Source organism: Pseudomonas sp. TREG-RG-20F-10-E-6-01, from assembly GCF_022662455.1.
Lineage (GTDB): Bacteria > Pseudomonadota > Gammaproteobacteria > Pseudomonadales > Pseudomonadaceae > Aquipseudomonas.
Map to the genome: position 1 here is coordinate 347431 of NZ_JAKNQP010000001.1, position 18138 is coordinate 365568.

Genomic DNA, 18138 nt, shown 5'->3' on the forward strand with positions numbered 1-18138 from the left:
ACCTTCGCCGCTGCTTGCGTAGCATCGGCGGCTGTCCTTCGTGCAATCCTTCCAAACAGAGTTACCCATGACTATCCAGCAAACACCCGGGCACGTACTGCCCGCGCGCAGCGCCGCCAAAATGGAAGCTGCCATGGCCGTGGGCGCCTTCGCGATCGGCACCGGCGAATTCGCCATCATGGGGTTGATGCCCGACATCGCCCACAATTTGAATTTGAGCGAACCCCAAGTCGGCCACGCCATCAGCGCCTACGCCCTTGGCGTCATGGTCGGCGCGCCACTGTTGGCCATCCTCGGCGCCAAATTGCTGCGCAAACACATGCTCTTATTGCTGATGGGCCTGTACGCGCTGGGCAACCTCGCCACCGCCTTCACCCCGACCTTCGGCTCGCTGGTGGCCTTCCGCTTTATCAGCGGCCTGCCCCACGGCGCCTACTTCGGCATCGCCGCCGTCGTCGCCTCGAGCATGGTGCCCAACGACAAACGCGCCGGCGCCGTGGCCCGCGTGATGATGGGCCTCACCCTGGCCATGCTGCTCGGCAACCCCATCGCCACCTTCCTGGGCCAACACCTGGGCTGGCGCTCGGCGTTCGCCTTGGTCAGCGCCATCGCCCTGTGCACCATCGCCCTCGTCTGGCAATTCGTACCCGACCGCCACGACGAACCGCGCAGCGACCCGCGCAAAGAACTGCGCGCCTTCACCAAACCGCAAGTGTGGATGGCCCTGTCCATCGGCGCGATTGGCTTTGCCGGCATGTTCTGCGTGTTCAGCTACCTCGCCCCGACCATGCTCGAAGTGACCAAAGTCTCGCCCCAATGGATCCCCTTCGGGCTCGCCGCCTTTGGCGTCGGCGGCATCATTGGCAACATCGCCGGCGGCAAACTGTTCGACCGCCTGCAATTTCGCGCCGTGGGCTGGATTATGGTGTGGTCGATGGCCGTGCTGATCTTCTTCACCTTCGCCGCCAGTGCGCTGTGGAGCGTACTGCTGGGCATCGGGTTGGTCGGCACCATGATTGCCATGGCCGCGCCGCTGCAAATCCGCCTGATGGACATCGCCCACGAAGCCCCAAGCTTGGCGGCAGCGTCCAACCATGCGGCATTCAACCTGGCGAACGCGCTGGGGCCGTGGTTTGGCGGGATGGCGATTACCGCAGGGTATGGCTGGACGAGCACCGGCTACATTGGCGCCGCCACAGCACTCGTCGGCCTGGGCATCTACCTCATCGCCCGCCGCATGAAAGGCGGCCACTGACACGTCCCAGACCACTACAACCCTAATGTGGGCATTCTAAAGGTGGGAGGGCTTGCCCCCGATAGCGGTGGGCCAGTCAACACACCTCTGACTGCCCCACCACCCCATCAATCATCATGCAACAACCCCGACCCATACTCCCCATAACTACTCCCCAGCCCACTGCCGCCAAAATTCATCTTGGCAGCCTTGCTCGGGCTATGGTCCCCAAACGCCTGGCATCCGCCAGAGAAACAAGGGTCACCACTCCCGCCCGACGACCCCGTCGAACAAGCGCCCAACAGCAACGTGCCAGCAATCAGCGCGACTTTAACCAGGTTCGAGATCATGTTTTCAGTTCCCTATGGGCTGGAGGCGCGGGGGTCCTCTCTTAAGTGGGAGCGTAGTCCTCAACGGTGCAGGGAATTATGAAACTTTGCTGGGGGACAGCGTGGGTTCAGGTTGCCGCCTTGGGGTGAGGCGGCGGGGTTAGGGGTCAGGCAATGGCGGCAGGCGCGACTTGGTCTTGGGCTCGGGCGACGAGTAAAGCGCTTAGGTCGATTAGTTGTTGGATGCCGAGGATGATGGCGCGGTGCGGGTCTTCGAGGTCGAAGGCCAGGGTGGCGGCCATTTGGTTGGCGGAGTCGAGGTTTTCGGATGCGTTGGCTAGGAGGGTTTCGGTGTCGATGTTGGGGCTGACGTGGAATAGGTTGGTGGTTGGATGGTCGGCAGGGGTGGCGTTGTCGTCAGATGGCGGCAGGTAATGATTGATTGCGCGTTGAGCCGCAGCTTGAAGCTTGGCATCAATGGGTTCAGCGTTTGAGGCATGAGGCGGATTAGGTGTGACCTTGTGCATGGCGAAGCTCCTTAACTGTTCAGGAACTGCCAATCTCACTTCCACATGAGGGTGGCAGCCGTACGCAGGTGTGGAAGACCAGGGCTAAGGACCCGGCGCACCGAAGTGCCCCGCGCACAGCCGCCGCAACACATGATACAGGCGTAAAAAAACGCCGGTAGGTGTTTGTGACGATTGCGTCTTAGCTTGGTACGGACTTCCACATCCGGCCGCTGGGTTTGCAGCGGTTTGGGGAGGTTAGCTAGGGGTGGTCTGAGGGGCAAGCTGAGAAAAGTGTGGGAAATTTCCCCTTGGATTTTAGCCCGTTGCCCAGAACAATCCATGCTGTGTTAGTCGTCTCGATGATGGATTGGAACTGCTAATTCTACAGACATTGTAATACGTGCCCTGTAGCGCACGATAAAAACCCCGTACCACTTTCGTACCACTCCCCTCCTGAAATAGCCCTCGCCTGGCCGACAAAACCACATCCTTAAGGCACGGTGCTTATCGCCAATGCCTGTCGCTCCAATCCCAACATCCCCTTCAAACGTCAACATCTGACGCTGTGTGGGTATCCATGACCCAATTGGGTATACCTAAAAGCACCAGCATCAAGAGTATCCAGAATACGGAGAGGAATAACTTTTCAAAGTCCAAGCAAAAAAAACCCAGCTTGAGCTGGGTTTTTTTGCAGACCTAAATATCACTCAACGTGTACTTATTCTCAACCATGAATGCTGGCGCATTCCAGTTTGGGCCTTTTCTTATTCCTCCATCAACATGTTCAACCACCCCTTCGAGCTCCATATTTTCAATAAGCTTCAAAAGCTCTAAGTTATTTGAAATATTGGCCCACCCATTCCTGCTGTAGAGTCGATCCAGCATTGGATACGAAATTGGTTTGTTTCTTACAATAAAAAGAACTACATCCCTTGGTGCTTCAGCGACTACCACGTCATTAATGTTACCCATTTTACTCTCCATATACTTGTTTAATTTCTGCAGCAATGGCTTCAGGCGTATAGAATAAATCGTCAGCATCCCTCAGCTTATAGTCTTCTAAGGTTGCAGCATGAGCATTATTCCAAACATTTCCTTCTACTCCATCAGCTACCCCGAGCGCCCTGTAACGTTCTAACTCTCGCATTTCATGGGTGTAAAATCGTTTATCAACATCCGTAACAGGGATCTGACCACTTAGTATCTTTTCTAGCCGTTCAATCATAATCTGATTAGCATCAGAAGGTACGAATCGTGACGTATGCAATTTAACCAGATCAATACCTTCCTGAGTCACCGTTGCCGTTGCCCAATCAAGATCTTGGGTTGGACCTCCGGCTTTATCAGGATTGTACATCCGTCCGCTGTGTACACCTTTAGTGGTAGCACCTTCGTACGGACTACTAAATACCGCATAAATCGGCGGCAAACCCGAATCCGCGGGGTAAACGTAAATAGCGTCTCGGATGCTCAATTGGCTGGCAATCGGAAACGGCTCAGCTTTGACGTCAATTGGGGTCAGAGTGATGCCTGTGTATACCGGAGTCTCCACGGGCTGTGCCGGAGTTGCCGTTGAGCTATTTCCTGGTACTGCAATAGGGAATGCCAGGGTAATCGGCGGTGTATCGGTTGTAGTAAACGTATAGGCGTTGGCCACAGGATCAAGCACCAATGCCCTTACCGGAACAGTGGGGGCTAGTCCACCAGTGACCTGGGTGGCCACTACCGAATACTTCGATTGATCACCATAAAGCCGATATCGCACATCAACCGTCCCACCAGCCGCCGCTACCTCGAGAAGATTATCAGGCAGGCTAGGCGCCAGTTCCTTAGCGGGCAGATCCAGCATTGTCGCGGGCAGCTCTCCGTTGCCAAGGGACTCTGAATACGTCAAAGCTCCAATACCGACTGCCGTGGCCGCACTCACAACTGTACTCAGCGCTACCTTAGCCGCTTGAATCGCCGCCTCCAACGTAACGCCTGAACCTGCCGTGACGGCAATAGAGCCTGCAGCCGTACTCAGCTGCATAGCACCGGCTGCGGGAAGCCTGAACGTGTGAGCTGCTTTAAGTGCTGCGGCTTCAGCAGCTACCCTAGCAGCCTCAGCTGCTGCCGCCTCATCGGCAATACGTTTGGCCTCAGCGTCTGCACGTGCTTGGTTAGCCTGTGCTTGAAGATTCTGCTTCAGGACATTTAAATAATCGATCTCCCGATTGATATATTTTGCAGCATACGCAGCCTCAAGTGAAGTGTACCATTCTTTATAATTTTTATCTGGAGGGTAGTTTGTCTTGCTCCCGCTGATTGCATCTTTAATAAATTGCATAGTCGGGAAACGAAAGAAGTCTCCATAGTAGTACTTATCAGCAATCGCCTTTTGAGCAGCAGCAGCCTGAGATTTTTGAGTGATTAGCGTATCTACCGAACGAATATGCTGTTCGATTTTCTCGACTTCGCTCGCGAGACTGCCTTCATTTTGTTCTATTGCAGTAATGCTTTTTGCAATAGATTCGGGCATCGACTGAAGATTCGTTGCAAAGCTCGCCTCTTGATCCTTAACATTTTGGGAAATAATGGGGGGGGTATGTGCTAAGTATATAAGTACGCGTTGCAACGTTAATTAGCTGTCCAGTGTGACTATGTGAGAAATCACTGTCACCACCTCCGCCTCCGAATGTCTGTGGCTCATATTTATTAATAGCGTTGATTTCAATTTCTGGAAGATAAAGCGTGTCGCCAATCATAGGCATAGTGAATTTCCTTTTCGCTATATTAAGTACGATAGCTCTCATATTTCAGTAAAGTGAACGGCTGATTACCCCATCACCTTACTACCCTCTGACGAACGGCTTCGGCTCTGAAGCTCTCTGTTTCTGAGAAGCTCAACGAACAAAAATCCCCGTCTGCTGCACTCTTCATCATGCCGCACACATACTGTATGCATACACAGCAAACACCGCAACAAAAAATGCATTTATGCATATCCAGACTGACAAACGGGGGATATCGGGGTCAGACCACGATATCTAACGTACTGGCCTCCCTCCGATCCCGACACATTCCACACGAAGCAATGTGCAACGCGAGGTGGTGAGAAGCGCACAAGCCCCTCCCACACCCTAGACACATCCCTGATAAACTGCGCCCCATTCGCCTCGCTGACTCAGACACCCCAATACCCCTACAAACCGCTCCCCTCTCCCGCCGCTTCTCCGTCGCCCCGATGATGCTCATTCAGGACGGCCCACGCATCAAACAATCAGTATCTATGCGATTACGCTCTACTTTCCCTACAGCGGACAAAGAGGGATATCGGGGTCAGACCACAATACCCGACGCAGTGATCATCTTGAGACCCTCGGCTTTTTCCAAACGGCGTGACGCAAGACACGCCTCCCCCACACCCAAGACCCATCCCTGATAAACTGCGCCCCATTCACCCCGCTGACTCAGACCCCCCATGCCCCTACAAACCGCTCCCCTCTCCCGCCGCTTCTCCGTCGCCCCGATGATGGATTGGACCGACCGCCACTGCCGGTACTTCCTGCGCCTGCTCTCCAAGCACGCCCTGCTCTACACCGAGATGGTCACCACTGGCGCGATCCTGCACGGCGACCATGACCGCTTCCTGCGCCACAACGAAGCCGAGCACCCTCTCGCACTCCAGCTGGGCGGCAGTGTCCCCGCCGACCTCGCCGCCTGCGCGCGTATGGCTGAGGCAGCCGGTTACGATGAAGTGAACTTGAACGTCGGCTGCCCGAGTGATCGGGTGCAGAACAATATGATCGGCGCGATTCTGATGGCGCACCCTGCCCTGGTGGCGGATTGCGTGAAGGCGATGCGCGATGCGGTGTCGATTCCGGTGACGGTGAAGCATCGGATCGGGATCAATGGGCGTGATAGTTATGCCGAGTTGTGTGACTTCGTCGGGACGGTGAGGGATGCGGGGTGCACCAGTTTTACGGTGCATGCGCGGATTGCGATTCTGGAGGGATTGTCGCCGAAGGAGAATCGCGACATTCCGCCGTTGCGCTATGACGTGGCAGCGCAGTTGAAGCAGGATTTTCCGGAGTTGGAGATTAATCTCAACGGCGGGATTAAGACGCTGGAGCAGTGCCAGGCGCATTTGCAGGTGTTTGATGGGGTGATGTTGGGCCGGGAGGCTTATCACAATCCGTATTTGCTGGCGGAGGTGGATCAGCGGTTGTTTGGCAGTGAGGCGCCGGTGATTAGTCGGGCGGAAGCGTTGGCGCTGTTGCGGCCTTATATTGCGGAGCATTTGGCCAGTGGTGGGGTGATGCATCACATCACTCGGCATGTGTTGGGGTTGGGGACGGGTTTCCCTGGGGCGCGTAAGTTTCGGCAGTTGTTGTCGGTGGATATTCATAAGGCGAGTGATCCGCTGGCGTTGTTGGATCAGGCTGGGGAGTTGTTGGAGGGGCGGTGATGGTTTCTGAGTGTCAGTTGGGTTATTTGGGGCTGACAGGCCGCTTTCGCGAGCAAGCCCGCTCCCACAGTTTTGGGTGATGGGTGTCAGGGTGGCTGGGCTGTTGTGGCGAGCAGGCTTGCCCTGCGTTGGGGTGCGAAGCGGCCCTAAACCTATGAATGTGTTTTAACTGAAAAGTCGCATCAGCCTTACTGGGGGCGCTGCGCGCCCCAACGCAGGGCAAGCCTGCTCGCCACAGGGAGCCTGCTATCCGCACCAAGCTTGCTCTCCACTGGGAGGCGGCTTCCACGGGACCGCGTTGTCCATAGGGCAGTTGGGTTGAACCTGTCGGCGGTTTTGGTCTCCTAGTTAGCAGTACGGCCGGTGATTCAAACGGCTGTTTTCAGGTTGTTGCCCTCGCAAACGATCGAACGCATTTGCGCCCTTGAGCGCCTGCCGGCGCTCGGGTAATGTCATCAGACCCACAGGACAGAGCACGCCCATGACTTCCAAGCTGGAACAACTCAAGCAATTCACCACCGTTGTAGCCGATACCGGCGACTTTTCCACCCTCGCCAAGCTCAAACCGCAAGACGCCACTACCAACCCTTCCCTGCTGCTCAAGGCCGCGTCGATCGCAGGCTATGCCAAGCTGCTGGATGAGTGCGTGAAGGACTGCAACGGCGACGTGGGCCTGGCCAGCGACCGTTTTGCGGTGGCGGTAGGTCAAGAGATTCTGAAAGTCGTACCGGGCCGTATTTCCACTGAGGTGGATGCGCGCCTGTCGTTCGACGAAGCCGCCATTCTCAAGCGTGCGCACCGTCTGATCGACCTGTACGACAAGGCCGGCGTCAGCCGTGACCGTGTGCTGATCAAGATCGCCTCCACCTGGGAAGGCATCCGCGCGGCGGAGAAGCTGGAAAAAGAAGGCATTCAAACCAACCTGACGCTGCTGTTCTCGTTTGCCCAGGCCGTGGCCTGTGCCGAGGCTGGAGTGTTTCTGATTTCGCCGTTCGTGGGCCGTATCTACGACTGGTACAAGAAGGCCAACGGCAACGACTACACCGGTTCCGATGATCCGGGCGTGCAGTCGGTGACGCGCATCTACAACTACTACAAGGCCAATGGCTACAAAACCGTGGTGATGGGTGCGAGCTTCCGTAACCTGAGCCAGATTGAAGAGCTGGCCGGCTGTGATCGCCTAACCATCAGCCCGGACCTGCTGGAGAAGCTGGCGGCCGATGAAGGCAAGCTGGAGCGCAAGTTGGCACCAGGCCATGCCGGCGAAGCGCGCGTGCATTTGACTGAAGCGCAGTTCCGTTGGGAATCCAACGAGGACGCGATGGCGACTGAGAAGCTGGCGGAGGGGATTCGTCAGTTTGCTCGGGACCAGGAGAAGCTTGAGGCGCTGTTGACTGCCAAGCTGTAAAAGCGGCAGTAGCAAAAAGGGCGGCACCCTCGCGGGTGCCGCCCTTTTTTGTGCCTTTCGCTGGTCTCATGCCGGTCACAGTTCAAACTGTGGGAGCTGGCTTGCCTGCGATAGCGGTGGGTCAGTAATGAATAGGTGGCTGATACACCGCTATCGCGGGCAAGCCCGCTCCCACATTTGAACGGTGTCGACTGGAGGCTTAGTGGCGTTCCAGGGCGTTCACGAGGTCGTGGAAGGCTTCGCGGTTGGACTCGTTCAGGCCCATCAGGATCTTGTGCGCTTCGAGCACCTTGACCCGTACCACTTCTTCAGACTGGTCTTGCGATGGCAGGTCGGTCAGGCATTCCGGGCACGGGATCGGGCGGTCAACGATGTTGAACACCTGGTCAAAACCCATGGACTGCAGCAGCCGGGTGATGTCTTCGTGGGTGGTGACCACAGTCGGCAACAGGCCGACCTTCTGCCGAGACAGAATGGACAACTTGGCCAGCAGGCCCAGGGTGGTGCTGTCGATGCTGCGGGTTTCGGTCAGATCGATCACGATCGCCGAGAAATTCAGGGCAGTGAAAATCCGCTCAATCGTTGCATCCAGCGCCGAACACAAGGTCAGGCGCACTTCACCGACAAACTTCAGGACGAAGGTCCCGTCTTGCTCGGCGAATTGGATTCTTCCGGTACTCATCAAAGATTCCTGCTCAACACCAATAGGGCGATATCATCCGGCATCTCCCCTAGCGTGGCCAATCCAAAAACCTGCCGCAGGCCATCCAGGCTGCCGCCCGCCGACCTGACCTTTTCAGGCAAGGCGGCTTCTTTCTCTTTGAGTGTAGGCTCTGGAAGCAGGTCCAGGATGCCGTCGGACATCAGCGTCAGGCTGAAGGTCGGCGGCAGTTCCAGGATGTGGTCTTCGTAGGTGGCTTCATTGAACAAGCCCACCGGCAGACCACGGCCTTCCAGGTAACGCACACTGTCTGGAGTGTATAAAACCGGCATCGGCAGGTGACCGCCGATGCTGTAGGTCAAAAGACCGGTTTCTTCATCTATAACGCCGCCGACCATCGTCACGTGCTTGCCCAGCTTGCAGCTGATCAGGCCTCGGTTGATGTGGCCCAGCACCTCGGAGGGGGTGAACTCCGGCAAGGTGCCATTGCGCTTGGATTCGAACAACAGCCGTGTGGTCATGAACTTCAACAACACGGTCACAAAAGCTGAGGATGCACCGTGGCCGGAAACGTCGGCCAGGTAGAACGCCACACGCCGCTCATCCACACGGAAATAATCGACAAAATCACCCGACAGGTACAACGACGGGATGATCTGGTGTGCGAACTTGAACTCATCAATGGTCCAGGGACTCACCGGCAGCATGTTCATCTGCACCTGGCGACCGGCGTTCTGGTCTTCCTGGAGCAGATTGAGGCTGGCTTCGAGTTCGCGGTTGGCGGTTTCGAGCTTTTCGCGGTAGCGCTGGTTTTCCAGCAGCAGGCGGGCACGGTCGAGTGCGCGGCGCACCGAGTGCTCCAGCACGGCCAGGTCTTCCAGGGGCTTGATCAGGTAATCGGCGGCGCCCAGGCGCAGGGCCTCGACGGCATCGTTCATCACGCCGGCACCGGACACGACAATCACCGGCGTCTGCGGGGCGAGCTCAGTCACCTGGCGAATCAGCTCGAGGCCGCCCATCTGGGGCATGCGCAGGTCGCAGATCACAAGGTCGGGCTTGTCGCGCTCGAATACCTGGAGACCCTGTTGGCCATTGCTGGCCTGCAGGACGCTGAAGCCACTGTCTTCCAAATAGGCCGCGAGGCTCGCGCGCACTACTTCGTCGTCATCGATTATCAGCAGCGTGGCACTGGTTTTTTGCATGTGGGCAAACGGCGCCAGAATTAGGTTGGCGTAGGCGGCTCGGCAATGGCCGGGCTCACGTACTGGATTCGCTTTCTAGCCACTCTGTCCTACAAAGCATTGGGATTTTGCCCATGCACAACGGTAAAGCAGAGGTGCCCTTCTAAGGCGCAGACGGTACTCCCATCCGTCAGGGGTTTCAAGCTCATGCCGATGGTCGCCGGGCGTCTTTACACCGCAAATCACCGGGAGTTATAAGAACACCCACGACCACAACACAAAGTAAGGATGGAACCCGTGAGCGAACACGAGCGCGACTACGCCGAAAAACGCGATTTCATCCGCATGCGAGTGGATGCCGATGTATCGCTTATCCACGCTGGGCAGGAGATTGCCGGGGTCTGCGTGGACCTTTCCAGCTCCGGCATGCAGGTTGAGGCACCCCGCCAGTTTCAAGTAGGCGACCGGCTGACCGTGCGCATTGACTCAGAGCACGCCGCCCTTGCGGGCCTGGAGGCAGATACCGAAGTGGTGTGGACCAAAAACGAGGGCGAGCGCCAGCACCTGGGCCTCAAGATCCTGAAAATGCACTAAAAGCCGCGCACAAAAAAGGCGACCACTCGGGTCGCCTTTTTCATTTCAAAACGTCACGGCTTAAAAATCGTCGACGACCTTGCCGTCTTTGACCTTGAACTCGCGGTTTTGCAGGTAAGCATTACGGATGAACGTGTACTTGTCACCGGTGATCAGTTTCTCGCTGTCGAGCAGGCTGGCACGGGTATCGACGATGTTCAGGCCGAAGGTGCTGTTACGCCAGCCGATGTCGTTCATGTAGCGATACGGTTGGGTGTAGCTGTCGACGTATTTGGACGGCGCATCACGCAAGGTGCTTGGGCCGAGCAGCGGCAGCATCACGTAAGGACCGCTGCCGACGCCCCAGTAACCGAGGGTCTGGCCGAAGTCTTCATCGTTGCGCTGCAGCCCCATTTTGGTGCCGACATCAATAAAGCCCAACACGCCAAAGGTGGTGTTCATCAGCAAACGGGCGGTGTCGACACCAGCCGCGTGTGGCTTGAGCTGGAAAACGTCGTTGGCAAAGTTGCCGACATCACCGATGTTGCGGAAAAAGTTATGGATGCCGGTCTGCACGAATTGCGGGGTGACAAATTGGTAGCCCTGGGCCAATGGCTTGAGCGCGTAAGTGTCAACGGTGTCGTTGAAGGTGAAGATCGGACGGTTAACGGCTTCCCATGGATCGTCTTCCGACGCAGCGTTAGCGGCGAAAGGGGCCAAAAGAACAGTGGCACACACAGATAGCTGAGCGAAATAGTGGCTCCAGCGCATAGCTTTTGCTCCTTGAATGGTCTGTCATGGGCGCTATGCCCTGAATAAGGCCGTCAGTATATGACGGAAGTGTCGAATAAGGCATCCAGTAGGATCGCTCTCATAGGAAATGCACAAATTTCCTACAATTACGGCCGATGTCACGCGCTTGTCATCCAGCCTCGATAGCGTCACAGCTATTTCAGGGATGTCGAAAATGCCTCACGCCGAGATTGCCGTCGCCAGCGCACCCGCCTTGACTGCCGTACTGTTTGGCCTTAGTGGCTGCCTGGTGGATTTTGGTTCCCAGGCGCGCACCGATAGCCCTTGCCCTGATTCTCACGCCACACCTGGCGCGCTGAAGATTCTGCGCAGCCTCAAAGACCAGGGCGTGCCCTGCGCCTGGCTGGATGAACTACCCGCCGCGGACACCACCCCTCTGGCCGCCGTGCTGCCTGATTGGCTCAAAGCAGCATCGCCCTCCTCGATTCGCTGGCCGGCGCCGCATGCGTGCTGGCAGGCCTTGATGGAATTGAACATCGAACGCCTTGAAGGCTGCGTGCTGGTCAGCGGCGAACCGCGCCTGCTGCAATCGGGCCTGAATGCCGGGTTGTGGACCATTGGCCTGGCGTCCTGCGGCTCACTGTGCGGCCTGGCGCCCGAACAATGGCAGGCGCTGACCGAGCAGCAACGCGAGCACAAGCGCGGCAAGGCCACGGTGGCGCTGTATGGGCTGGGCGTGCATTCGGTGATCGATCACCTCGGCGAGCTCGGCACCTGCCTGGCGGACATCAGCCTGCGCCAGCTCAAAGGCGAGAAGCCCTGATCGAGATCATGCACGGTCGGCGCCGGTGGATTAATCTACGGGTCAGCCCGTAGACCTTTCCCGGCGTGCCGCGGTCTATGCCAGTGCCTATCGATAAAAGGAAGAACGCCATGCCTGCCCGCGAACAGCTGAAAGACCAAGTCAGAGAATTGCGCGAGCAATTGAATAGCGACCCGCTGATGTCGGCGGAGAAACGCGACGAACTCGAAGCATTGATTGCCGAACTTGAAGTTCAAGAGCCCTTGGAAGGCGCGATTCAGGACCCCAGCATTGCCGATGGCGTGAACCTGGCGGTGGAACGCTTCGAGCTGGACCACCCGGGCATTGCCGGGACCCTGCGCAATATTGTGGTGACGCTGGGCAATATCGGGATCTAACCCGAGCTCAAGCCGAACACACAACCAAAATGTGGGAGCTGGCTTGCCTGCGATGACGGTGTATCAGTCGCCAGATGTATGACTGAAAGACCGCTATCGCAGGCAAGCCCGCTCCCACAGTTGTTTTGCGTGAAGGCTACTGGCGGGCCAGGCGCAGGTTCTGGAACTGCATCGCCTCAGTGCTGCGATACGGGTTGATATCCAACCCGCCGCGGCGCACATAGCGCGCATACACGGTCAGCTTCTGCGGCTTGAGCAAGCGCTGCAGGTCGAGAAAGATCCGCTCCACACATTGCTCATGGAAGTCCGAGTGCTGGCGAAAGCTGACGATATATTCCAGCAGGCTGGCGTGATCCAGCGCGTGGCCACGGTACTCGACCACCACACTGCCCCAATCCGGCTGGCTGGTAACCGGGCAGTTGGATTTGAGCAAGTGGCTGTGCACGCTCTCCTCGACGATGCGCGAGTCATCGCAACGCAGCAGTTCCGGGCGCGGGTGTTCGTAGTTGCTGACGCTGATATCGAGGTCATCAATGCACACGCCCGGCAGGGCTTGCACGCCTTCGGCCTCAACCTCGGCCAGGCTGCGGATGCGCACGCTGACCGGCTTGCCAGCGGCAGCGCTGAGGTCGGTGCGCAGTGTCGCTTCCAGGCTTGCCGTGTCGGCAAACGCGGTCTGGTTCAGCGAATTGAGGTACAGCTTGAAAGACTTGGACTCGATGATGTTCGGCGAGTCGGCCGGGATGCTGAACTCTGCGATAGCCACTACCGGCTTGCCCGACGGCAGCAGCCAGGACAGCTCGAAGCAGTTCCAGAAATCCACACCCTTGTAAGGCAGGGTGTCGGCGCTCAGGCCCAGCTCGGCCCATTTGGCGGCGCGAGGGATCGGGAACAGCAACGATGGGGTGTAAGTGGAGATGTATTCACTGGACTTGCCCAGCGGCGAATGTTCGGCTGCGGGATGCATGGCGGAAACCTGGCTAAATAAACCGCGCCAGTCTACCAGCCTTTGCTCCCGCCCTTAAGAATCGCCTCACTCAACGGTCAGCGTGCCGACCATGCCCGCCTGATAATGCCCCGGAATATTGCAGGCAAACTCCAGGCCCGTGGTCTTGGTGAAGGTCCAGGTCAGCTCAGCGGTCTTGCCCGGCTCGACCAGCACGCTGTTGGGATCGTCATGCCGCATGCCCGCCATATCGCCGTGCCCCATCGCGCCGTGGTCCATCTTGCCCATGCCGGTGGCGGTAAGCATGCCGCTGGCTTGCATCTTGAGCATTTCTTTCTGGTGTTCGGCGTGCATCGCCGCGTCGCCCAGGTTGAATTCGTGAAGCAATTGGCCTTTGTTCACCAGCACAAAGCGCACGGTCTCACCGGCTTTTACGTCCAACGCCTTGGGCGAAAAGGAAATGTCCTGCAGCACCACTTCCACCGTGCGCGTGGCTTTATCGGCGGCTGCCGGCTGGCCGAACGCGAAGGTGTGGGCCGCGTCCGCCAGCGCATCAAAACTCAATGCCAACAGGCAACCCGCCAATATCAGAGGTGTACGCAGCGCCATCTCGATTCTCCAAAAGTGTGTGAACAGCTCTGTCAGCACTCTAAGATGGCGCCGCTGCCAGCCAGCTGACTGCTAGATTACAACTTTGTCAGGTTGCGCCCCTGCCCTGGCACCCACGGTATAAAGCCCGTTGCTCACCGCTGCCAAGAGTCGCCCATGAAACTGCTGATCGTCGAAGACCAACCGAAAACCGGCCATTACCTGCGCCAGGGCCTGAGCGAGGCGGGCTTTACCACCGAGCTGGTGGCCGACGGCACCACCGGGCAACACTTGGCACTGACCGGTGATTACGACCTGCTGATCCTCGACGTGATGCTGCCGGGCCGCGACGGCTGGCAAATCCTGCAAGCGGTACGCAGCGCCGGCCTGGACATTCCGGTGCTGTTCCTCACTGCCCGCGATGCCGTGGAAGACCGCGTGCACGGCCTGGAACTGGGCGCCGACGATTACCTGGTCAAGCCTTTCGCCTTTTCCGAACTGCTGGCCCGCGTGCGCAGCCTGTTACGCCGTGGCAGCAGCGCGCCACAGGAAACCGCGCTGCAACTGGCCGACCTGCGCCTGGACCTGATCCGCCGCCGCGTCGAACGCGACGGCCAGCGCATCGACCTCACCGCCAAGGAGTTTTCCCTGCTCGAACTGCTGCTGCGCCGCCAGGGCGAAGTACTGCCCAAGTCGCTGATCGCCTCGCAGGTGTGGGACATGAACTTCGACAGCGACACCAACATCATCGAAGTGGCGATCCGCCGTTTGCGCCTGAAAGTCGACGACCACTTCCCCAACAAACTGATCCACACCGTGCGCGGCATGGGGTATGTGCTGGAGGAGCGGTGCAATTGATCAAGCGCCTGTCCCTGGCCAGCCGTCTGGCGCTGCTGTTTGCGGCGTGCACCGCCGTGGTTTCGTTGCTCGCCGGCGTGCTGTTCAACCACGCCAGCGAGGCGCACTTTATCGAGCTGGACCAGCAACAACTCGACAGCCAGCTGGTGGCGCTGCGCAGCACTTTGCAGGGGGTCGACTCGCCACAATTATTTGCGCAACGCGAGGCGCAACTGCGCGCCGAGCTCAATCGCCAACCCGAACTGGCGCTGCGCGTTACAACCCAAGGCCAGCGCTGGTTTGACGGCGCGCCCGGCATCAGCCTGCCTGAAGCACCGGGCTTGCACAGCCTGCAAAACGCCGGGACTGAGTATCGCGTGTACAACGCGCCGCTGGTCGCCGGCCAACCCGGCTCGCCGCAATTGACGCTGATGCTCGACATCACCCATCACCAGCACTTCCTGCAACGCATGCAGCACCTGATCTGGCTGACCGTCGGCCTCTCGGCCCTGGCCACCGCGCTGCTCGGCGCCTGGGCCGCGCGCAGCGGGTTGCGGCCGCTAAGGCGCATGGGCGAAGTGGCCGCCAGCGTGTCGGCGCACTCGCTGACCCAACGCCTGCCGCAACAGCACATGCCGGTGGAGTTGGCCGAACTGGCCCAGGCCTTCAACGCCATGCTCGGGCGCCTGGACGACGCCTTCCAACGCCTCTCGGCCTTCTCCGCCGATATCGCCCACGAACTGCGCACGCCCCTCTCCAACCTGCTCACCCACACCCAAGTGATCCTCACCCAGCCGCGCCCGCTGGAGGACTACCGCGAGGCGCTGCACAGCAACCTGGAAGAGTTGCAGTGGATGGCCCAACTGGTGAATGACATGTTGTACCTGGCCAAGGCCGACCACGGTTTACTCATGCCAAAGCGCGAGGCCTTGGTGCTGGGCGATGAAGTGGAAGCGTTGATCGAGTTCTTCGCGTTGCTGGCCGAGGACGCGCACGTCAGCCTGGTGCGCGAGGGCACGGCGCATACGGCGGGTGATCGCGGCATGTTGCGCCGGGCCTTGTCGAATTTGCTCGATAACGCGCTCAGGTTTACCCCGGCCGGTGGCGAGGTGCGGGTGCGGATGGCTGAAACCGCGCGGGGTGTGACGCTGACCGTGGAGAATACGGGAGAAGGTATTCCGCCGGCGTTGTTACCGCGGTTGTTTGATCGGTTTTATCGGGCTGACCCGGCGCGCCGTGAAGGCAGCAGTGAGCATGCGGGGCTGGGGCTGGCGATTACCCAGTCGATTGTGCGGGCGCATGGGGGGAGGATTTATTGTGAGTCTGAAGCTGGGTGGACGCGGTTTGTGATTGAGTTGCCCAAGGGGGATTGATGCAAGCTGCTCTGGCCCTATCGCGGGCAAGCCCGACTCCCACATTTTTGATGTGTGAATACATTCAAATGTGGGAGCTGGCTTGACTGCGATAGCGGTCTCAGACCTTACGAATACCTGAGCGCATGCGCCGGCTCAATCTTCGCCGCCCGATACGCCGGGTAAATCGTCGCCAAAAAGCTCAACACAAACCCGGCCGTGCAAATCAGCAGTACATCCCCACCCTGCAGTTCCGAAGGCAAGTTGCTGACGAAATACACGTCCGAACTGAAGATATGTTGCCCGGTCACGCGCTCCAGCCAACCCACCAGTTCGCTCACGTTGAGCGCCGCAATCACGCCCAGCACGCCGCCGATCAAAGTGCCGACGATGCCGATCACGGTGCCCTGCACCATGAAGATCGCCATGATCTGCCGTGGCGTGGCGCCAATGGTGCGCAGGATCGCGATGTCGGCGCCCTTGTCGTTCACCACCATGATCAAGGTGGCGATGATGTTGAACGCGGCGACGGCGACGATCATCAGCAGCAACAGGCCGATCATGGTCTTTTCCATCTTCATCGCGCTGAACAGGCTGCCCTGGGTGTGGGTCCAGTCATCCGGCTTGTAGGCCGCGCCGAGGCTGGCGGCGATGTCCGCCGAGACCTTCGGTGCCGCGTACAGGTCTTTCACCGCCAGGCGCACGCTTTGCACCTGGTTAGGCTGCCAATGCTGGATTTCGGCGGCGTCGGCCATGTTGATCAGGGCCATGGAGCCATCCAGCTCGGCGCCGACCTTGAAGATACCGACCACGTTGAGCCGCTGCATGCGCGGGGTGATGCCACCCGGCGCCGTGCTGATTTCCGGCACGATCAGGGTCAGCTTGTCACCCACGTTCAGGCGGAAGCGCCGTGCAGTGATGTCGCCGATGACCACACCGAACTCGCCGGCCTTCAGGTCGTCCAGTTTGCCGCGCACGATGTGCTGGGCCACGATCGAGACTTTGCCTTCCTGGGCCGGGTCGACGCCGCTGATCTCGATCGGCTGCATCGCGCCCTTGTAGGAGAACATCCCGTCCATCTGCGTGAATGGTACGGCGGCAGTCACTTGCGGGTTCTTCATGGCGGCGGCGGCCACCGGCTGCCAGTCATCAATCGGGTTCACGCCGACGATGGTCGCGTGGGGCACCATGCCGAGGATGCGTGAGCTCATTTCGCGCTGGAAGCCGTTCATCACCGACAACACCACGATCATCGCCAACACGCCCAGGGCGAGGCCGATCATCGAGGTCATCGAGATAAACGATACAAAACGGTTGCGGCGCTTGGCGCGGGTATAGCGCGTGCCGATGAAAATCGATAACGGTCTGAACATTCGCGGGCACCGTTTAAAAAAATGAAAAAGCCCAGCGCCAGGCGCCGGGCTTGAAACGGGTCAGATGGCGACCAAGTGACCTTCCTGCAGGTGCAGCACGCGGTCCATCTGGCGGGCCATGCTCATGTCATGGGTCACCACCAGGAACGCGGTGCGCATCTGGGTGCTCAGTTCGAGCATCAAATCCTTGATGCCCTGGGCGGTGTGGGAGTCGAGGTTGCCGGTTGGCTCATCGAGCATCACCAGGCCTGGGTTGTTGACCAGGGCACGGGCAATCGCCACACGCTGGCGCTCGCCACCGGACAACTCGGCCGGCTTGTGCTCCAGGCGATGGCCGAGGCCGACGCGCTCCAACAGGGCTTTGGCACGCTGGCGCGCTTCCGGGATCGCGGTCTTGCCGATCAGCAGCGGCATGCACACGTTTTCCAGCGCGGTGAATTCCGGCAGCAGGTGGTGGAACTGGTACACAAAACCCAACGAGCGGTTACGCAGTTGGCCACGCGCCTTCTCCCCCAGGGCCGACAGCTCTTCGCCAGCCAGCCACACGCTGCCCTGGGACGGCGTATCCAGGCCGCCCAACAGGTTGAGCAAGGTACTTTTGCCGGAGCCGGAACTGCCGACGATTGCCACGCGTTCGCCCGGGTGCAGCTCAAGTTGCAGGTTGGACAAAACCACTACCGACTCCGGACCTTCCTCGTAGGATTTGCCCAGGTTGCGGCAGCTCAGGATTGCTTTTTCACTCATGCC

At 58.8% G+C, this 18138-nt stretch carries 19 protein-coding genes; 8 read left to right on the plus strand and 11 right to left on the minus strand.

Going from position 1 to position 18138, the window contains the following annotated elements; translation table 11 throughout:
* Nucleotides 1-67 precede the first annotated feature (67 nt).
* Nucleotides 68-1255, plus strand: coding sequence for an MFS transporter (locus L8K08_RS01700; protein ID WP_242193917.1), 1188 nt, complete (start codon nucleotides 68-70; stop codon nucleotides 1253-1255).
* A gap of 107 nt (nucleotides 1256-1362) precedes the next feature.
* Here L8K08_RS01700 and L8K08_RS01705 read toward each other — a convergent pair whose 3' ends face one another.
* From L8K08_RS01705 to L8K08_RS01720, 4 genes are all read right to left on the minus strand, one after another.
* Nucleotides 1363-1584 carry a hypothetical protein gene (locus tag L8K08_RS01705; RefSeq protein ID WP_106576908.1) on the minus strand — a complete coding sequence of 74 codons (222 nt, stop codon included), beginning with the start codon at nucleotides 1582-1584 and terminating at the stop codon, nucleotides 1363-1365.
* A 146-nt stretch (nucleotides 1585-1730) separates the two neighbouring features.
* Complete coding sequence (locus L8K08_RS01710) at nucleotides 1731-2090, minus strand: DUF6124 family protein (protein ID WP_242193920.1); 360 nt, start codon at nucleotides 2088-2090, stop codon at nucleotides 1731-1733.
* 678 nt (nucleotides 2091-2768) lie between these two features.
* Complete coding sequence (locus L8K08_RS01715; protein ID WP_242193924.1) at nucleotides 2769-3044, minus strand: hypothetical protein; 276 nt, start codon at nucleotides 3042-3044, stop codon at nucleotides 2769-2771.
* Nucleotide 3045: 1 nt separating this feature from the next.
* Nucleotides 3046-4590 carry an S-type pyocin domain-containing protein gene (locus L8K08_RS01720; RefSeq protein WP_242193926.1) on the minus strand — a complete coding sequence of 515 codons (1545 nt, stop codon included), beginning with the start codon at nucleotides 4588-4590 and terminating at the stop codon, nucleotides 3046-3048.
* A 942-nt stretch (nucleotides 4591-5532) separates the two neighbouring features.
* On the opposite strand from L8K08_RS01720, the gene dusA reads away from it, so the two are divergent.
* Together dusA and tal are read left to right on the plus strand one after the other, a co-directional pair.
* Entirely contained in the window at nucleotides 5533-6519 is a 987-nt protein-coding gene (dusA, locus tag L8K08_RS01725) for a tRNA dihydrouridine(20/20a) synthase DusA (RefSeq protein ID WP_242193929.1), read from the plus strand.
* Between the two features lie 481 nt (nucleotides 6520-7000).
* Entirely contained in the window at nucleotides 7001-7927 is a 927-nt protein-coding gene (gene tal, locus L8K08_RS01730; RefSeq protein ID WP_145163069.1) for a transaldolase, read from the plus strand.
* Between the two features lie 199 nt (nucleotides 7928-8126).
* Here the strand turns inward: tal and rssC are convergent, their stop codons facing one another.
* Together rssC and rssB are read right to left on the minus strand one after the other, a co-directional pair.
* Nucleotides 8127-8609 carry an anti-sigma factor antagonist RssC gene (rssC, locus tag L8K08_RS01735; protein ID WP_003172602.1) on the minus strand — a complete coding sequence of 161 codons (483 nt, stop codon included), beginning with the start codon at nucleotides 8607-8609 and terminating at the stop codon, nucleotides 8127-8129.
* Nucleotides 8609-9790 (minus strand): two-component system response regulator RssB, encoded by a 1182-nt coding sequence (gene rssB, locus L8K08_RS01740; protein ID WP_145163067.1) that lies wholly within the window; start codon nucleotides 9788-9790, stop codon nucleotides 8609-8611. Before rssB ends, rssC begins: the two co-directional genes overlap by 1 nt.
* A gap of 276 nt (nucleotides 9791-10066) precedes the next feature.
* On the opposite strand from rssB, the gene L8K08_RS01745 reads away from it, so the two are divergent.
* On the plus strand, nucleotides 10067-10363 hold the full coding sequence (locus L8K08_RS01745; RefSeq protein WP_242193930.1) for a PilZ domain-containing protein: 297 nt from the start codon (nucleotides 10067-10069) through the stop codon (nucleotides 10361-10363).
* A 60-nt stretch (nucleotides 10364-10423) separates the two neighbouring features.
* Here the strand turns inward: L8K08_RS01745 and L8K08_RS01750 are convergent, their stop codons facing one another.
* Complete coding sequence (locus L8K08_RS01750; protein WP_106576915.1) at nucleotides 10424-11113, minus strand: VacJ family lipoprotein; 690 nt, start codon at nucleotides 11111-11113, stop codon at nucleotides 10424-10426.
* Between the two features lie 196 nt (nucleotides 11114-11309).
* Here L8K08_RS01750 and L8K08_RS01755 point away from each other — a divergent pair, with 196 nt between their 5' ends.
* Together L8K08_RS01755 and L8K08_RS01760 are read left to right on the plus strand one after the other, a co-directional pair.
* Nucleotides 11310-11918 (plus strand): HAD family phosphatase, encoded by a 609-nt coding sequence (locus L8K08_RS01755; protein ID WP_242193932.1) that lies wholly within the window; start codon nucleotides 11310-11312, stop codon nucleotides 11916-11918.
* A 110-nt stretch (nucleotides 11919-12028) separates the two neighbouring features.
* Nucleotides 12029-12295 (plus strand): DUF4404 family protein, encoded by a 267-nt coding sequence (locus L8K08_RS01760; RefSeq protein ID WP_106576917.1) that lies wholly within the window; start codon nucleotides 12029-12031, stop codon nucleotides 12293-12295.
* A gap of 136 nt (nucleotides 12296-12431) precedes the next feature.
* Here the strand turns inward: L8K08_RS01760 and queF are convergent, their stop codons facing one another.
* Both queF and L8K08_RS01770 read right to left on the minus strand, forming a co-directional pair.
* Complete coding sequence (queF, locus tag L8K08_RS01765) at nucleotides 12432-13262, minus strand: NADPH-dependent 7-cyano-7-deazaguanine reductase QueF (RefSeq protein WP_242193934.1); 831 nt, start codon at nucleotides 13260-13262, stop codon at nucleotides 12432-12434.
* A 66-nt stretch (nucleotides 13263-13328) separates the two neighbouring features.
* Nucleotides 13329-13850 (minus strand): cupredoxin family protein, encoded by a 522-nt coding sequence (locus L8K08_RS01770; RefSeq protein ID WP_242193936.1) that lies wholly within the window; start codon nucleotides 13848-13850, stop codon nucleotides 13329-13331.
* Between the two features lie 156 nt (nucleotides 13851-14006).
* Here L8K08_RS01770 and L8K08_RS01775 point away from each other — a divergent pair, with 156 nt between their 5' ends.
* Together L8K08_RS01775 and L8K08_RS01780 are read left to right on the plus strand one after the other, a co-directional pair.
* Complete coding sequence (locus L8K08_RS01775; protein ID WP_145163057.1) at nucleotides 14007-14687, plus strand: heavy metal response regulator transcription factor; 681 nt, start codon at nucleotides 14007-14009, stop codon at nucleotides 14685-14687.
* Nucleotides 14684-16039 carry a heavy metal sensor histidine kinase gene (locus L8K08_RS01780; protein WP_242195029.1) on the plus strand — a complete coding sequence of 452 codons (1356 nt, stop codon included), beginning with the start codon at nucleotides 14684-14686 and terminating at the stop codon, nucleotides 16037-16039. The genes L8K08_RS01775 and L8K08_RS01780 overlap by 4 nt, the downstream gene beginning before the upstream one ends.
* 107 nt (nucleotides 16040-16146) lie before the next feature.
* On the opposite strand, the gene L8K08_RS01785 is transcribed toward L8K08_RS01780, so the two are convergent.
* Together L8K08_RS01785 and lolD are read right to left on the minus strand one after the other, a co-directional pair.
* Nucleotides 16147-17391 carry a lipoprotein-releasing ABC transporter permease subunit gene (locus tag L8K08_RS01785; RefSeq protein WP_106576921.1) on the minus strand — a complete coding sequence of 415 codons (1245 nt, stop codon included), beginning with the start codon at nucleotides 17389-17391 and terminating at the stop codon, nucleotides 16147-16149.
* A 60-nt stretch (nucleotides 17392-17451) separates the two neighbouring features.
* Entirely contained in the window at nucleotides 17452-18135 is a 684-nt protein-coding gene (lolD, locus tag L8K08_RS01790; RefSeq protein WP_017477213.1) for a lipoprotein-releasing ABC transporter ATP-binding protein LolD, read from the minus strand.
* Nucleotides 18136-18138: the final 3 nt, after the last annotated feature.

Excerpts from the sequence above, each read along its gene's own strand:
- L8K08_RS01700 (WP_242193917.1), top strand. The coding sequence starts at position 68 with ATGACTATCCAGCAAACACCCGGGCACGTACTGCCCGCGCGCAGCGCC.
- L8K08_RS01705 (WP_106576908.1), bottom strand. The coding sequence starts at position 1,584 with ATGATCTCGAACCTGGTTAAAGTCGCGCTGATTGCTGGCACGTTGCTG.
- L8K08_RS01710 (WP_242193920.1), bottom strand. The coding sequence starts at position 2,090 with ATGCACAAGGTCACACCTAATCCGCCTCATGCCTCAAACGCTGAACCC.
- L8K08_RS01715 (WP_242193924.1), bottom strand. The coding sequence starts at position 3,044 with ATGGGTAACATTAATGACGTGGTAGTCGCTGAAGCACCAAGGGATGTA.
- L8K08_RS01720 (WP_242193926.1), bottom strand. The coding sequence starts at position 4,590 with ATGCCCGAATCTATTGCAAAAAGCATTACTGCAATAGAACAAAATGAA.
- dusA (WP_242193929.1), top strand. The coding sequence starts at position 5,533 with ATGCCCCTACAAACCGCTCCCCTCTCCCGCCGCTTCTCCGTCGCCCCG.
- tal (WP_145163069.1), top strand. The coding sequence starts at position 7,001 with ATGACTTCCAAGCTGGAACAACTCAAGCAATTCACCACCGTTGTAGCC.
- rssC (WP_003172602.1), bottom strand. The coding sequence starts at position 8,609 with ATGAGTACCGGAAGAATCCAATTCGCCGAGCAAGACGGGACCTTCGTC.
- rssB (WP_145163067.1), bottom strand. The coding sequence starts at position 9,790 with ATGCAAAAAACCAGTGCCACGCTGCTGATAATCGATGACGACGAAGTA.
- L8K08_RS01750 (WP_106576915.1), bottom strand. The coding sequence starts at position 11,113 with ATGCGCTGGAGCCACTATTTCGCTCAGCTATCTGTGTGTGCCACTGTT.
- L8K08_RS01755 (WP_242193932.1), top strand. The coding sequence starts at position 11,310 with ATGCCTCACGCCGAGATTGCCGTCGCCAGCGCACCCGCCTTGACTGCC.
- L8K08_RS01760 (WP_106576917.1), top strand. The coding sequence starts at position 12,029 with ATGCCTGCCCGCGAACAGCTGAAAGACCAAGTCAGAGAATTGCGCGAG.
- queF (WP_242193934.1), bottom strand. The coding sequence starts at position 13,262 with ATGCATCCCGCAGCCGAACATTCGCCGCTGGGCAAGTCCAGTGAATAC.
- L8K08_RS01770 (WP_242193936.1), bottom strand. The coding sequence starts at position 13,850 with ATGGCGCTGCGTACACCTCTGATATTGGCGGGTTGCCTGTTGGCATTG.
- L8K08_RS01775 (WP_145163057.1), top strand. The coding sequence starts at position 14,007 with ATGAAACTGCTGATCGTCGAAGACCAACCGAAAACCGGCCATTACCTG.
- L8K08_RS01785 (WP_106576921.1), bottom strand. The coding sequence starts at position 17,391 with ATGTTCAGACCGTTATCGATTTTCATCGGCACGCGCTATACCCGCGCC.
- lolD (WP_017477213.1), bottom strand. The coding sequence starts at position 18,135 with ATGAGTGAAAAAGCAATCCTGAGCTGCCGCAACCTGGGCAAATCCTAC.